Raw genomic sequence first — 13,704 nt, 5'->3', positions numbered from 1 at the left:
CGCCCCCGTTCGTCGTCCACCACATGGTGGTACGCCGACCGGGCGTTCCGGGCGGATTCAGCCGACCCGCAGACGAGGGAGCCTGCCTAGCGGAGTGCTCCCCCGGCCAGGTCCTCCTCGATGCGCCGGGCGGCGGCGAGCAGCGGCGGCAGCAGTTCCCTGCGGATCGCGTCGAACGTGCCGCGGCTGGCGTGGGCGGAGACGTTGACCGCCGCGATCACGGTGCCGTCGTCGGCGCGTACCGGGGCGGCCAGCGACCGCAGCCCCTCCTCAAGTTCCTGGTCGACCAGGGCGTACCCCTGGGCGGCGATCCTGGTGAGGATGGTGCGCAGCTTGGCCGGGTCGGTGACGGTGCGACGGGTGAGCGGGCGCAGCGTCGCGGTGGCGAGGTAGTCGTCCAGCCACTGCGCGGGCTGTGCGGCGAGCAGCACCCGGCCCATCGAGGTGGCGTACGCGGGGAAGCGGGTGCCGACGCTGATCCCCACCGTCATGATCCGTTTGGCGGGCACCCGGGCCACGTAGACCACCTCGTCGCCGTCGAGGACCGAGGCGGAGCACGACTCGTGGACCTGCGCGACCAGGGCCGCCATGTGCGGCCGGGCCACCTCCGGCAGACCCAGGCCGGAGAGGTACGCGTAGCCGAGGTCCAGGATGCGTGGGCGCAGCGAGAACAACCGCCCGTCGGTGTGCACGTAGCCCAACTCGACCAGGGTGAGCAGGAACCGTCGGGCGGCGGCGCGGGTCAGCCCGGTGGCGCGGGCGACCTCGCTGAGGGTGAGTTGCGGGTGCTCCGCGTCGAACGCCCTGATCACGGCGAGACCGCGTTCCAGCGACTGGACGAACTCGCCGGATCGCGTGGTCGCCGCGTCGGTCACTGGGCCTCCTGCCGCAGGGTCTCCTGGGCCACCTTGAACGCCCGGTTCGCCGCCGGTACGCCAGCGTAGACGGCCACCTGCAACAGGACCTCACCGACCTCCTGCGGGGTCAGGCCGTTGCGCAGCGCGGCGCGTACGTGCATCGCCAGTTCCGCGTCGTGGTGCTGGGTGGCGAGGACGGCGAGGGTGATGCAACTGCGGGTACGCCGGTCCAGCCCGTCCCGGGTCCAGATCTCACCCCACGCGTACCGGGTGATCAGGTCCTGGAAGTCGGCGGTGAACTCGTCGGTGTCGGCGACCGCCCGGTCCACGTGGGCGTCGCCGAGCACCTGCCGGCGTACCGCCATCCCGGCCTCGTGTCGTTGCGCGTCGGTCACGGCGTCGCCCTGCCTTCCGGGTCGAGGTGGCTCGTCAGCAGGCGGGTGACGGCCTCGGGTCGTTCGACGTTGGCCAGGTGGGCGGCGTCGGCCAGCACGACCAGCCGGGCACCGTCGATCCGCGCGGCGATGTCGGCGGCGTGCGCGGGCGGGGTCGCCGGGTCGTCGGCGGCGGCGACCACGAGCGTGGGGGCGCGTACCGACGCGAGGGCGGGACGCAGATCCATGGCGGCGATCGCCTCGCAGCAGGCGGCGTACCCGGCGGGCGGGGTGAGGGCCAGCATGTCCTGGTAGGCGGCGACGGTGTCGGGGTGCGCGGCGGCGAACGCGGGGGTGAACCAGCGGGACACGATCGCGTCGGTGACCGTGTGCAGCAGACCGGCGCGGACGGTCGCGGCGCGGGCCCGCCATCCGTCGGCCGGGCCGAGCGCCGCCGAGGTGCAGAGCAGGGCCAGGCGGTCGATGCGCTCGGGCGCGTACGCGGCCAGCCACATGCCGACCATGCCGCCGAGGGAGAGCCCCGCGTAGTGGACCCGCTCGACGTCCAGGTCGTCGAGCAGCCCGAGCACCTTCCGGCCCAGCAGGTCGATCGTGTACGGCCCGGGGGGCGCGGGTGAGGCGCCGTGACCGAGATGGTCGTACCGGAGCACCCGGAACCGGGTGGCGAGCGCCGCCACCTGCGGCTGCCACATGGCGCCGGTGGTCCCCAGCGAGCTGCCCAGCACCAGCACCGGCGCGTCCGGCGGACCGTCCACGGTGGCGTGCAGCACGTCGGTCACGAGCCGGACCTCCCGTATGCGAGCGCCCGGTCGACCAGGTGGCCGGCGGACCCGAGCCAGGCGCGCGGGTCCAGGGCGGCGTCGAGGTCGGCCTCGGACAGGTGGGCCCGCACCTGTGCGTCGGCGAGCAGGGCGTCCCGGAAACGTGGGCCGGTGGTGGCCCGGCGGACCAGGTCGTGGGCGGCGGCGCGGCCCAGCGCCGGGGCGAGTCGGGCGGCGACCGCCTCGGCCATCGGCAGGCCGCCGGTGGCGTCCAGGTTGGCCCGCATCCGTTGCGGGTCCACCCGAAGGTGGGTCAGCATCCGGGCGGTCCGGGCGGCGGCCCCGCCGGCAAGGTGCACCAGGTCCAGCAGCGGCTCCCACTCGGCGTGCCAGCCACCGGCGGCGCGCTCGTGTTCCTGCCCGGCAGCGGCGAACAGGGTGCCGACCAGCCCGGGACCCCGTCGGGCGGCGGCGCCGACCAGGATCGAGTCGACCGGGTTGCGCTTGTGCGGCATCGCCGAGGAGCCGCCGCGTCCCGCACCGCCCTCGGACACCTCGCCGACCTCGGTCTGGGCGAGCAGACCGACGTCGAGCGCGACCTTGCCGGCGGCGGCGAGCAGCCCACCGAGCGCGGCGGCCAGGTCGAGGACGGGTTGCCGGCGGGTGTGCCAGGGCAGCGGAGCCGCCGCCAGGCCCAGCCGGGCGGCGAAGCGCTCGACCACCGCCGGGCCGGCCGGACCGTACCCGGCGAGCGTGCCGACCGCGCCGCCGAGCTGCGCGGGCAGGCTGTCGCGCACCTGGAGTACGCGGCGGCGCGCCTCGACGAGGCCGAGCAGCCAACCGGCTGCCTTGAGCCCGAAGGTGGTGGGCGCGGCCTGCTGGCCCAGGGTCCGCCCGATCATCGGGGTGTCCCGGTGGGCACGGGCGAGACCGGCGACGGCGTCGACGGCCGCGTCGAGGTGCCGCAGCAGCGGCGTCAGCGCCCGCGAGAGCACCAGCGCCAGCGCGCTGTCGAGCACGTCCTGGCTGGTGGCGCCGTAGTGCACCCAGGGGCGGGCCGACTCGGCGACGGCGGCGGTCAGTTCCCGCACCAGCGGTACGACCGGATTGCCGGCGTCCTCCGCCGCCGCGCCCAGGACCACCGGATCGTACGCGTCGGCGCGGCACCCGGCGGCGATCGCCTCGGCGGCCGGGGCGGGCACCAGTCCGGCGTCGGCGGCGGCCCGGACCAGCGCGGCCTCCACGTCCAGCAGCGCCCGCAGCAGGGCGGTGTCGCCGAGCTCGGCATCGACGTCCGGTGTGCCGGACAGGCCCCGCAGCAGGGTGTCAGAGGGCGAAGAAGACGGTCTCATGCTCCCCCTGCAGACGGATGTCGAACCGGTAGCCGTCCGGGGCCGGGCGGGCCAGCAGCGTGTCCCGACGGTCGGGGTCGACGGTACGCAGCACCGGGTCGGTGGCGTTGGTCGGCTCGCCGGGGAAGTAGATCCGGGTGACCAGGCGGTGCAGCAGCCCGCGCCCGAGGACGGAGACGGTCAGGTGCGGTGCCTCGGTCCCGCCCTCCGGAGCGGGCAGCGGTCCCGGCTTGACGGTGAGCAGCGCGTACTCCCCCTGCGGGTCGGTCTCGGCGCGGCCGAAGCCACGGAAGCCGGCGACCGACGGCGGCCGGGCGCCGCGCGGGTCGTCGGGGTGGTCGAAGCGACCGTCCGGGTCGGCCTGCCAGCTCTCCACCAGGGCGTCGGGCACCGGGGCGCCGGTGCCGTCGACGATGCGGCCCCGGATCCAGAACGCCTCCGGCGTGCCCTCGGGCACCACGTACGCCCCGTCCGCCCAGCGCAGGCCGATGTGCAGGTACGGCCCGACGGTCTGGGCGGGCGTGACACCGAGACGTTCAGTCATCGTGGTCGTCCTCGTCCTCGAAGGGGGTGGCCTCCCGGCCGCGCAGCACGATGTCGAACGCGTACGCCAGCGCCCACTCGGGTCGCGTCGCGTCGTGGTCGTACCGGGCGACCATGCGCTCCCGGGCCTGCGGGTCGCGGACCGAGTTGAAGATCGGGTCCTGGAAGAACAGCGGGTCGCCGGGAAAATACATCTGGGTCACCAGGCGCTGGGTGAAGGCGCGCCCGAACAGCGAGAAGTGGATGTGCGCGGGTCGCCAGGCGTTGTCGTGGTTGCGCCACGGGTACGCGCCGGGCAGCACGGTGACGAACTCGTAGCGCCCGTCGGCGTCGGTGCGGGCCCGCCCGACGCCGGTGAAGTGCGGGTCGATCGGGGCCGGCCAGGTGTCGGCGGCGTGCCGGTAGCGACCGGCGGCGTTGGCCTGCCAGATCTCCACCAGGGTGTGCGGCACGGCGCGCCCGTCGCCGTCGCGTACCCGGCCGTGCACGATGATCCGCTGCCCCTGCGGTTCGCCGTCGTGCTGGCGGGTCAGGTCGTGGTCGAGGTCGCCGATGCGTCCGTCACCGAGCAGCGGGCCGGTGATCTCGGTGAGTCGCTGCGGCAGGTGGACCAGGGGCTGGGCGGGGGCACGGGCCACCGTGGAGCGGTAACCGGGGCTGAGCAGGGGCGGATGGGCCTCGACGTCGTCACGTCGGTAGCTCGGCAGCACCAGCCGGGCGCCGCTGTCTCGGGTCATGGCGTGGGTTCTCCCCTCGGTGTCGGCGGGTCCCCGCCGGGGCCGCCCGCTCACCGGGTCGACCGGACGGTCGCCTCGAGAGCGCGCAGCGCGGTGAGTTCGGTGGCGCTGGGCGGCGTGCCGGTGGCCAGGTCGTCGGCGACGGCGAGGGGCCAGCCGGTGGCCGCCCTCGCCTGTGCCACGGTGACCCCCGGGTGCAGTCGGGTCAGGGTGAGTTCGCAGGTGGCCGGGTCGGCTTCGAGCACACCGAGGTCGGTGATGACGGTCTTCGGGCCGCCGCCACGCAGGCCCAGACGGGCCCGGGCGCCGGGCCCGTCGCCGTAGCCGACGGAGGTGACGAAGTCGACGCGGTCGGTGAACGTCCGGCGGCTCTGCCGCACCACGACCACCACCTCCCGGCAGGAGGCGGCGATCTCCGGTGCGCCCCCGGCGCCGGGCAGTCGCACGGCGGGGTCGCGGTAGTCGCCGCCGATGACGGTGGTGTTGATGTTGCCGTACCGGTCGAGCTGCGCGGCGCCGAGGAACCCGACGTCGATGCGGCCGGGCTGCAACCAGTAGTTGAAGACCTCGGGCACCGAGACCACCGCGTCGGCGGTGTCGGCGAGCACGCCGTCGCCGATGGACAGCGGGAGCCGGTCGGGCTTGGCGCCGAGGCAGCCCGACTCGTAGACGAGCACCAGATCGGGGGCGTGGGTCGCCCGGGCCAGGTTCGCCGCGGTGCTGGGCAGCCCGATGCCGACGAAGCAGGCGGTGCCGTCGCGCAGTTGCCGGGCGGCGGCGACCGTCATCATCTCGTCGGCGGTGTACCCGTCGGTCATGCCGGCACCTCCACGTCGCGTACGTGCCGCTCGATCCACTCCTGGAAGGTGTCGCGGTCCCGGCTGACCGCGTCCCAGGCGCGGTAGAAGTCGTTGTCGCGGACCGAGTAGTCCTGGGTGTAGGAGGGGTGGGCGCCGCCGGGCACCCGGGCCACCGCGTCCACGACCCAGCCGGGCAGCACCACCTGCCCCGGCACCGGGGTCAGCTCGTCGACGATCTCCTCCACGGTGACCAGCGACCGGTCGGCGGCGAGCACCGCCTCCTTCTGCACGCCGGTGATGCCCCACATCTGCACGTTGCCGGCGCGGTCGGCGCGCTGGGCGTGCACCACGGTCACGTCGGGGCGCAGGGCGGGCACGGCGGTGAGCGTCTCGCCGGTGAACGGGCAGTCCACGGTGCGGATGTTGTCGGTGTGCCGGGGCAGGTCGGTGCCGGTGTAGCCGCGCATCACCGCGAACGGCAGCCCGGAGGCCCCGGCGACGTACCGGTTGGCCATCCCGGCGTGGCTGTGCTCCTCCAGTTCCAGCGGGACCGGCCAGGAGTTCTGCACCGCGTCGCGGAAGCGGTGCAGCGAGCCGACGCCGGGGTTGCCGCCCCAGGAGAAGATCAGCCGTCGGGCGCAGCCGGCGCCGATGAGCTGGTCGTAGATGACGTCCGGGGTCATCCGGACCAGGGTCAGGTCACGCCGCCCCTGCCGGATGATCTCGTGGCCGGCGGCGAACGGGATCAGGTGGGTGAATCCTTCCAGCGCCACCGTGTCACCGTCGCGGACCAGGTCCGCGACGCCGTCGGCCAGCGAGACGAGCTTCGCCATGGGCCTCTCCGCCTCCCGCTCTCCGCGGCCCGTCAGCCTGTTCGGCATACGGACGCGCGTACTTATCTCGAACGTAGCGGTCCGCCGTCGACCTCGTCAACGCACCCGACCGGCGGCGCGGCGCGGCCGGGAAATGGTGCGGCACGCCCGTTGACTCGGCCCCGACCCGCGTGCCAACGTTCCTGATGAGAACGGACGTTCGGCTTGCGAACAGCCGGTGACCCCTCCCCCGCGACGGGACGGGGTGTCCTCCGGAACGCCGTGACGCCCGGCCGTCGCGCGGACGCGCACGGCACGCCAGACAGGTCGAGGAGGCACGGATGCGTACCCAGGTCGGCATCGTCGGGGCGGGACCGGCCGGTCTCATGCTGTCGCACCTGCTGCACCGGCACGGCATCGACTCGGTGGTGCTGGAGAGCCGCAGCCGGGAGTACGTGGAGCACCGGGTCCGCGCGGGAGTGCTCGAACAGGGCTCGGTCGACCTGTTGCGCCGGACCGGCCTGGGGGCGCGGCTGGACCGGGAGGGGATGCGGCACGAGGGCATCGAGCTGCGCTTCGACGGCGAGTCGCACCGGGTGCCGATGACCGAGCTGACCGGCCGGGCGATCACCGTGTACGGGCAGCAGGAGGTGGTCAAGGACCTGATCGCCGCCCGGCTCGCCGCCGACGCGACGATCCTCTTCGAGGCCGAGGCGGTACGCCTGTCCGGCCTGGACTCCGCGCCGGTGGTGCACTACCGGCACGGGGGCGTCGAGGCGGAACTGCACTGCGACTTCGTGGTGGGCTGCGACGGCTTCCACGGGATCAGTCGCGCGGCCGTGCCCGACGGGGTGCTGCACACGTACGAGCGGACGTACCCGTTCGCCTGGCTGGGGGTGCTGGCCGCCGCCCCGCCCGCGGTGGACGAACTGATCTACGCCCACCACGAGCGGGGTTTCGCGCTGTACAGCCTGCGCTCGCCGGAGATCTCCCGGCTCTATCTCCAGGTGCCCGCCGACTCGGACATCGCCGACTGGCCGGACGAACGGATCTGGGCCGAGCTGCGGACCCGGCTGGAGACCGTGCCCGGGTGGCGCCTCAACGAGGGACCGGTCCTGGAGAAGTCGATCACGCCGTTGCGCAGCCTGGTGGTGGAGCCGATGCGCTGGCAGAGACTCTTCCTGGCCGGTGACGCCGTACACATCGTGCCGCCCACCGGCGCGAAGGGCATGAACCTGGCGCTGGCCGACGTCGCGCTGCTCGGCGACGCCTTCGCCGCCTGGTACGCCGACGGGAGCACCGACCTGCTCGACGGGTACTCGGCCACCGCGCTGCGGCGGGTGTGGCGGGCCCAGCAGTTCTCCTGGTGGATGACCTCGATGCTGCACCGGCTCGACGCGGACGACCCGTACGAGGCGAAGATCCAGTCGGCGACCCTGCGGTACGTGACCACCTCCGACGCGTACGCGACCAGCCTGGCGGAGAACTACGTGGGCCTGCCGCAGGTCTGAGCCCTACCGCAGGGCGCCGAAGAAGGTGCGCAAGTCGGCGACGAAGACCTGCGGCTGCTCCAGGGCGAAGAAGTGCCCGCCGGTGTCGTACTCGGCCCAGTGCACCACGTGGTGGTCGCGTTCGGCGAGCCGCCGCACGGTGACGTCACGGGACCGGGACACCAGCACCCCGGTCGGCACGGTGGACGGCTCCCCCACGCCCCAGTCGCCCGCCGCGTCGTCGCCGCACGCCTCGTCGGACCAGGTGGCGGCGGTGATGTCCTCGTAGTAGACCTGGGCTGCGGAGCCGGCCGTGCCGGTCAGCCAGTACAGGGTGACGTTGGTCAGCAGTCGGTCCCGGTCGACCACGTCGTCGAGGTTCCCGTCGGCGGGCAGGTCGGTCAGCCGGTGGAACATCTCGACGATCCAGGCGAGCTGGCCCACCGGCGAGTCGTGCAGCCCGTAGGCGAGCGTGTGCGGTGACTTCGCCTGGATCTGGAGGTACCCGTCGTTGTAGGCGGTCAACGCGTCCAGCCTGGCCTGCTCGACGTCGGTGAGTCCGTCGAGTTCGCCCTCGACCCCGGACGGGAAGGTGAGCAGCGCGTTGACGTGCACTCCGACCACCCGCTCCGGCGCCTGCCGACCGATCGCCGGGGCGACGTACGAGCCGGTGTCGCCGCCCTGCACGCCGTAGCGGGCGTAACCGAGCCGGCGCATCAGCTCGACCAGCGCGCCGGCCATCCGTTCGCTGCCCCAGCCGGGCCCGGACAGCGGTGCGGAGAAGCCGAATCCGGGTAGCGACGGGATCACCAGGTGGAAGGCTTCCGCCGGGTCGCCGCCGTGCGCGCGGGGGTCGGTCAGCGGCCCGACGGTGTCCAGGAACTCCAGGAACGAGCCCGGCCAGCCGTGCAGCAGGAGCAACGGGAGCGCGTCCGGCTCTGGCGAGCGTACGTGGAGGAAGTGCAGCGGTTGCCCGTCGATCTCGGTGCGGTGGTGCGGGAGGGTGTTCAGCTCCGCCTCGTGGCCGCGCCAGTCGTAGCGGGTACGCCAGTACTCGGCCAGGTCCCGGAGCTGGTCCACCGGTACGCCCCGGGTCCAGCCGACGTCGGGCAGCGCGGGCCAGCGGGTGGTGGCCAGCCGGGCGTGCAGGTCGTCGAGCTGGGACTGCGGGACGTCCAGGTGGAACGGGACGATGTCGTCGGTCATGCGGTCGACGCTAGGAGCCGGTTAGGTCAGTTCCGGTCCTAAGCCGGTGGCATCCTCGATCACATGTCGACGCCCTCCGCACGCCTGCTCCGGTTGCTGTCGCTGTTGCAGACGTACCGTCAGTGGTCCGGCGCGGAACTGGCGGCGCGGCTCGGGGTCACCGCGCGGACCGTGCGCCGGGACGTCGACCGACTCCGCGAGCTGGGCTACCCGGTGCACGCCACCCAGGGCACCGGCGGCTATCGGCTCGGTGCCGGCGCGGCGCTGCCACCGCTGCTGCTCGACGACGACGAGGCGGTGGCCGTGACGATCGGGCTGCGGACCGCCACCGCCAGTGCGGTCAGCGGCATCGGCGAGACCGCCCTGCGCGCCCTGCACAAGGTGGAGCAGGTGCTGCCGTCCCGGTTGCGGCACCGGGTCAGCGGGCTGCACCGCGCCACGGTACGCGCCGAGAGTCCCGGCCCGACGGTCTCCCCGGACGTGCTGGTGGCAGTCTCCGACGCGTGTCACCGTCGGGAGGGGCTGCGGTTCGACTACACCAGCCATCACGGCGACCGGTCGCGGCGCACCGTCGAGCCGCACGCGCTGGTGAGCTGGGGCCGGTACTGGTACCTCGTCGCCTGGGACGTCGACCGCGAGGACTGGCGCTCGTTCCGGGTCGACCGGCTACGTCCGCGTACGCCCACCGGGCCCCGGTTCGTCGCCCGTGAGCTGCCCGACCCGGACGCGAGCGCCTACCTGGCACGGACGCTGTCGACCGGCCCGTACCCGGTCCGGACCACCGTCACGATGCACGCGCCCGCCGCCGTGGTGGCCGAGCGGGTCTGGCCGGGCATGGGTGCGGTGGAGGCGGTCGACGACCACCGCTGCCTGCTGCACCTCGGCGCGGCGACGGCCGCAGACCTGGCCTGGATGATCGCGGTCCTCGGCGTCGACTTCACCGTGCCCGGCCCGCCCGAGCTGGTGACGGCGCTGCGCGACCTGGGCGAGCGCTGCCACCGGGGCGTCTCGGGCGGGGACGGCGAGAGTGGCGGGAACTGCGACGGCCCGGCGGCCGACTAGAGGGCAGAGCGGCGGGCGACCGGGCGACGGCAGCAACAGCGACCCGAAGGGCACGGGCGCGTCCGCGGAAAGACCTTCTAGTCCGATCGGAAAAGTCATGTCTCTGACCGAAGTCTCCGGTGCCTCCACACCGGACTCCACGCCCGGCCCGGAACGGCCCGCCGCCGAACCGTCGCCCGCCCGCGCACCACGCCGCCCCTCGCCGCTGGCCGCACTCCTGGTCCGCCTGCACTTCTATGCGGGCGTCCTGGTCGCGCCCTTCCTGGTCGTCGCCGCCCTGACCGGCCTGGCGTACACCGTCACCCCGCAACTGGACCGGATCCTCTACGCCGACGAGCTGACCATCGCCTCCGTCGGTGAGCCGAGGCCGCTGGCCGAGCAGATCACCGCCGCGCGGGCGTTCCATCCCGAGGGCAGCCTGTTCGGCGTCTCCCCCGGCACCGGCGAGCACACCACCCGGGTGGTGTTCGCGCTGCCCGAGCTGGGCGACAAGCAGCACACCGTCTACGTCGACCCGTACACCGCCGAGGTACGCGGACAGTTGACCACCTGGTTCGGCTCCACGCCCGCCACCACCTGGCTGGACGACCTGCACCGCCACCTGCACCTCGGCGACCTGGGACGGCACTACTCCGAGATCGCCGCGAGCTGGCTGTGGGTGCTGGCGCTGGGCGGGATCGCCCTGTGGTGGCGTCGGCGCGGCGGACGCGCTCGGGTGAGGCACCTGCTGGTGCCGGACGTCTCCGCCGGCAAGGGGGTCCGGCGTACCCGGAGCTGGCACGCCACCACCGGCGTCTGGCTCGCGGTGGGTCTGCTCGTGCTCTCCGCCACCGGGCTGACCTGGTCCCGGTTCGCCGGGGGGAACTTCGCCGCCGGCCTGGACGCCATGGACGCCGGCCGGCCCGCGCTGTCGACCGGCCTGTCCGGCGTACCGGCCGACTCCGGCGGCGCACACGACCACGGCGGGGCACCCGCGGGGGCCGCCGACCCGGCCGCCTTCGACCGGGTGGAGGCCGCCGCCCGCACCGCCGGTCTGGACGGGCCGATCGAGATCACCCCGGGCGAGCCGGGCAGCGCGTGGGCGGTCGCCCAGACCGACAACACCTGGCCGGTGGGCCGGGACCAGGTGGCCGTCGACCCGGCCGACGGCACGGTGACCGCCCGCCTGGACTTCGCCGACTGGCCGTTGCTGGCCCAGGTGAGCGCGCTCGGCGTACAGGCGCACATGGGTCTGCTCTTCGGGGTGGTCAACCAGGTCCTGCTCGCCGCGCTCGCCGTCGGCCTGCTCTGCGTCATCGTCTGGGGCTACCGGATGTGGTGGCAGCGCCGCCCCACCCGCACCGACCGACGGGCGTACGCCGGGGCGCCACCCGCCCGTGGCGGTCTGCGCGGGCTGCCGCCGTGGGTGCTGCTGGTCGGCGCACCGGTGACGGTCGCGCTGGGCTGGGCGCTGCCGTGGTTCGGCGTCCCGCTGCTCGGCTTCCTGGTCGTCGACGCCGCCCTGGGGCTGGCCGCCCGGCGGCGCGGCCGGACCGCGACGCCCGCCACCCGGTGAGGCGTGCCGTCCCGGCCGGGTGTCGTGATCCGGCCGGGACGGCACCGTCGGCTCTCTGCCGGGCCCACGTGGTGGACCCCCACGGAAATCGATGCGTCCCGACCATGGCGCGTGGCGCGGTTACGGGGTAGAAACATCTCGACCCCGATTTCTTCACACCGTGATACAAGTCCGCCCCAGCGAGAGAGCGCTCTCACGCAACGGGGTCCACCGCGTCGTCGGGCCGGAGATCACGCCGTCCCGACGGGAAGGACGAACGCATGCCGACTCGACCACACCGCCGGCGGCTCGGTCGCGCGCTGGCCTTCGGCCTCGTGCTGACCACCGCCGCCGTCTCCACCACCACCCCGGCCGGTGCGGGACCGCCCCGCCCGGTCACCCCGAACTTCGGGCCGAACGTCACGATCTTCGACCCGAGCATGCCGGTCAGCCGGATCCAGGCCACCCTCGACGCGGCCCACGCCGCGCAGGTCGACAACGAGATGGGCACCACCCGGCACGCGTACCTGTTCCGGCCGGGCAGCTACGGCACGGCCGCGCAGCCGCTCCAGATCAAGGTCGGCTACTACACCGAGATCTCCGGGCTCGGCGCATCCCCCACCGACGTGGTCATCAACGGCAAGATCGAGGCGTACAACCGGTGCCTGACCGAGGGGGGCACCGGCAACTGCATCGCGCTGGTCAACTTCTGGCGCACGCTGTCCAACCTGTCGCTGCGCGTCAACGCCGCCGGTCAGGACGACTGCCGTGCCTCGGCCAACTTCTGGGCGGTCTCCCAGGCGGTGTCGATGCGCCGACTGGACATCAGCGGCGGCGGGCTCTCGCTGATGGACTACTGCACCAACGGGCCGCAGTACGCCAGCGGCGGCTTCATCGCCGACTCCCGGCTGCCGGCCACCACCAACGGCTCCCAGCAGCAGTGGCTGACCCGCAACAGCGAGGTCGAGAGCTGGTCCAACGGGGTGTGGAACCAGGTCTTCGCCGGAGTGGTGGGCGCCCCCGACGACGACGGGTTCCCCGACCCGCCGTACACCACCCTGGACACCACACCGGTCAGCCGGGAGAAGCCGTACCTGTTCGTCGACGCCAAGGGCAAGTACCAGGTCCGGGTGCCCGCCGCCCGCCGGGACACCCGGGGTGTCACCTGGGCGAACGGGCTGACGCCGGGACGCACCATCCCGATCGGTGACTTCTTCGTCGCCAAGCCGTCCGACTCGGTGCAGACGATCAACTCGCAGCTCGCCCGAGGCAGGCACCTGCTGCTCACCCCGGGCGTGTACGACGTGGCCCGCAGCATCGAGGTGCGCCGGCCCGACACCGTCGTGCTCGGCATCGGACACGCCACGCTCACCGCCGTCAAGGGAGCCGTACCGCTCGACGTCGCCGGGGTGCCCGGCGTGGTGGTCGCCGGAGTCACCATCGACGCCGGCCTCACCGAGTCGCCGGTGCTGCTGCGGGTCGGCCGCAAGCACGGCCGCGACCACAGCACGCCGAAGAACCCGACGACGCTCTCCGACGTGTACTTCCGGATCGGCGGACCGCACATCGGCAAGACCGACACCGCGCTGGAGGTCAACAGCGACCATGTCCTGATCGACCACACCTGGGTGTGGCGCGGCGACCACGGTGTGGAGGGCTTCACCGAGGGGGTCAACGGCGACACCGACCGCTGGCGGACCAACACCGGACGGTACGGCGCGGTCATCAACGGCGACCACGTCACCGCCACCGGCCTGTTCGTGGAGCACTTCCAGCGGTACAACACCGTCTGGAACGGCGAGCACGGCACCACGGTCCTCTACCAGAACGAGCTGCCGTACGACCCGCCCACGCAGGCGGACTGGATGAACGGCACGGTCAACGGGTGGGCCGGTTACAAGGTCGCCGACCGGGTGCGGCACCACACCCTGTACGGCGGCGGCGTGTACGTGTTCAACCAGAACAACCCGTCGATCCGTACCGAGAACGGATTCGAGGTGCCGGTGCGGCCCGGTGTCCGGCTGCACCACATCATGACGGTGAACCTGAGCGCCGGCACCATCGACCACGTGGTCAACGGGGTGGGCGAGGCCGCCGACATGGACCGGGTCGGCGCACCCGTCTACCTGCGCCAGTACCCGTAGGAGTGAAAGGA

13 protein-coding genes are annotated in these 13,704 nt (G+C 73.5%); 4 read left to right on the top strand and 9 right to left on the bottom strand.

Features of this window, described 5'->3' with window-relative positions:
* Positions 1-86: 86 nt before the first annotated feature.
* The 8 genes from ACFYTT_RS04365 to ACFYTT_RS04330 are packed head-to-tail and all read right to left on the bottom strand — an operon-like array spanning position 87 to position 6,278.
* The gene (locus ACFYTT_RS04365; protein ID WP_176094050.1) at positions 87-875 is read right to left on the bottom strand and encodes an IclR family transcriptional regulator; all 789 of its coding nucleotides are present in this window, start codon (positions 873-875) and stop codon (positions 87-89) included.
* Entirely contained in the window at positions 872-1,222 is a 351-nt protein-coding gene (gene pcaC, locus ACFYTT_RS04360; RefSeq protein ID WP_131052821.1) for a 4-carboxymuconolactone decarboxylase, read from the bottom strand. The genes ACFYTT_RS04365 and pcaC overlap by 4 nt, the downstream gene beginning before the upstream one ends.
* 26 nt (positions 1,223-1,248) lie before the next feature.
* Complete coding sequence (pcaD, locus tag ACFYTT_RS04355) at positions 1,249-2,031, bottom strand: 3-oxoadipate enol-lactonase (protein ID WP_357213743.1); 783 nt, start codon at positions 2,029-2,031, stop codon at positions 1,249-1,251.
* Positions 2,028-3,365: a 3-carboxy-cis,cis-muconate cycloisomerase gene (gene pcaB, locus ACFYTT_RS04350; RefSeq protein WP_357213746.1), complete on the bottom strand. Its 1,338-nt coding sequence runs from the start codon at positions 3,363-3,365 to the stop codon at positions 2,028-2,030. Before pcaB ends, pcaD begins: the two co-directional genes overlap by 4 nt.
* Positions 3,340-3,909: a protocatechuate 3,4-dioxygenase subunit alpha gene (gene pcaG / locus ACFYTT_RS04345; RefSeq protein ID WP_131054909.1), complete on the bottom strand. Its 570-nt coding sequence runs from the start codon at positions 3,907-3,909 to the stop codon at positions 3,340-3,342. The genes pcaB and pcaG overlap by 26 nt, the downstream gene beginning before the upstream one ends.
* Positions 3,902-4,645, bottom strand: a complete 744-nt coding sequence (gene pcaH / locus ACFYTT_RS04340; protein WP_131054908.1) for a protocatechuate 3,4-dioxygenase subunit beta — start codon at positions 4,643-4,645, stop codon at positions 3,902-3,904. The genes pcaG and pcaH overlap by 8 nt, the downstream gene beginning before the upstream one ends.
* A gap of 50 nt (positions 4,646-4,695) precedes the next feature.
* Positions 4,696-5,463: a CoA-transferase subunit beta gene (locus ACFYTT_RS04335; protein ID WP_131054907.1), complete on the bottom strand. Its 768-nt coding sequence runs from the start codon at positions 5,461-5,463 to the stop codon at positions 4,696-4,698.
* Positions 5,460-6,278, bottom strand: coding sequence for a CoA transferase subunit A (locus ACFYTT_RS04330; protein ID WP_387257701.1), 819 nt, complete (start codon positions 6,276-6,278; stop codon positions 5,460-5,462). The genes ACFYTT_RS04335 and ACFYTT_RS04330 overlap by 4 nt, the downstream gene beginning before the upstream one ends.
* 320 nt (positions 6,279-6,598) lie before the next feature.
* On the opposite strand from ACFYTT_RS04330, the gene pobA reads away from it, so the two are divergent.
* On the top strand, positions 6,599-7,768 hold the full coding sequence (gene pobA, locus ACFYTT_RS04325) for a 4-hydroxybenzoate 3-monooxygenase (protein ID WP_387257698.1): 1,170 nt from the start codon (positions 6,599-6,601) through the stop codon (positions 7,766-7,768).
* A gap of 3 nt (positions 7,769-7,771) precedes the next feature.
* Here pobA and ACFYTT_RS04320 read toward each other — a convergent pair whose 3' ends face one another.
* Positions 7,772-8,953 (bottom strand): epoxide hydrolase family protein, encoded by a 1,182-nt coding sequence (locus tag ACFYTT_RS04320; RefSeq protein ID WP_131054904.1) that lies wholly within the window; start codon positions 8,951-8,953, stop codon positions 7,772-7,774.
* 63 nt (positions 8,954-9,016) lie between these two features.
* On the opposite strand from ACFYTT_RS04320, the gene ACFYTT_RS04315 reads away from it, so the two are divergent.
* From ACFYTT_RS04315 to ACFYTT_RS04305, 3 genes are all read left to right on the top strand, one after another.
* Complete coding sequence (locus tag ACFYTT_RS04315) at positions 9,017-10,015, top strand: YafY family protein (RefSeq protein ID WP_162520281.1); 999 nt, start codon at positions 9,017-9,019, stop codon at positions 10,013-10,015.
* Between the two features lie 97 nt (positions 10,016-10,112).
* Positions 10,113-11,570, top strand: coding sequence for a PepSY-associated TM helix domain-containing protein (locus ACFYTT_RS04310; RefSeq protein WP_387257695.1), 1,458 nt, complete (start codon positions 10,113-10,115; stop codon positions 11,568-11,570).
* A gap of 260 nt (positions 11,571-11,830) precedes the next feature.
* A complete protein-coding gene (locus ACFYTT_RS04305) occupies positions 11,831-13,693 on the top strand; it encodes an adenylyl cyclase (RefSeq protein WP_387257694.1) in 1,863 nt (620 codons plus the stop codon).
* Positions 13,694-13,704 lie beyond the last annotated feature (11 nt).

Source organism: Micromonospora sp. NPDC003816 (genome assembly GCF_042874705.1).
Lineage (GTDB): Bacteria > Actinomycetota > Actinomycetes > Mycobacteriales > Micromonosporaceae > Micromonospora.
This window is presented reverse-complemented; position numbering and strand designations above follow the sequence as displayed.

Bases quoted from the DNA above. Each gene is read 5' to 3' on its own strand.
- pcaC (WP_131052821.1), bottom strand. From the start codon at position 1,222: ATGGCGGTACGCCGGCAGGTGCTCGGCGACGCCCACGTGGACCGGGCG.
- pcaB (WP_357213746.1), bottom strand. From the start codon at position 3,365: ATGAGACCGTCTTCTTCGCCCTCTGACACCCTGCTGCGGGGCCTGTCC.
- pcaG (WP_131054909.1), bottom strand. From the start codon at position 3,909: ATGACTGAACGTCTCGGTGTCACGCCCGCCCAGACCGTCGGGCCGTAC.
- pcaH (WP_131054908.1), bottom strand. From the start codon at position 4,645: ATGACCCGAGACAGCGGCGCCCGGCTGGTGCTGCCGAGCTACCGACGT.
- ACFYTT_RS04335 (WP_131054907.1), bottom strand. From the start codon at position 5,463: ATGACCGACGGGTACACCGCCGACGAGATGATGACGGTCGCCGCCGCC.
- ACFYTT_RS04330 (WP_387257701.1), bottom strand. From the start codon at position 6,278: ATGGCGAAGCTCGTCTCGCTGGCCGACGGCGTCGCGGACCTGGTCCGC.
- pobA (WP_387257698.1), top strand. From the start codon at position 6,599: ATGCGTACCCAGGTCGGCATCGTCGGGGCGGGACCGGCCGGTCTCATG.
- ACFYTT_RS04320 (WP_131054904.1), bottom strand. From the start codon at position 8,953: ATGACCGACGACATCGTCCCGTTCCACCTGGACGTCCCGCAGTCCCAG.
- ACFYTT_RS04315 (WP_162520281.1), top strand. From the start codon at position 9,017: ATGTCGACGCCCTCCGCACGCCTGCTCCGGTTGCTGTCGCTGTTGCAG.
- ACFYTT_RS04310 (WP_387257695.1), top strand. From the start codon at position 10,113: ATGTCTCTGACCGAAGTCTCCGGTGCCTCCACACCGGACTCCACGCCC.
- ACFYTT_RS04305 (WP_387257694.1), top strand. From the start codon at position 11,831: ATGCCGACTCGACCACACCGCCGGCGGCTCGGTCGCGCGCTGGCCTTC.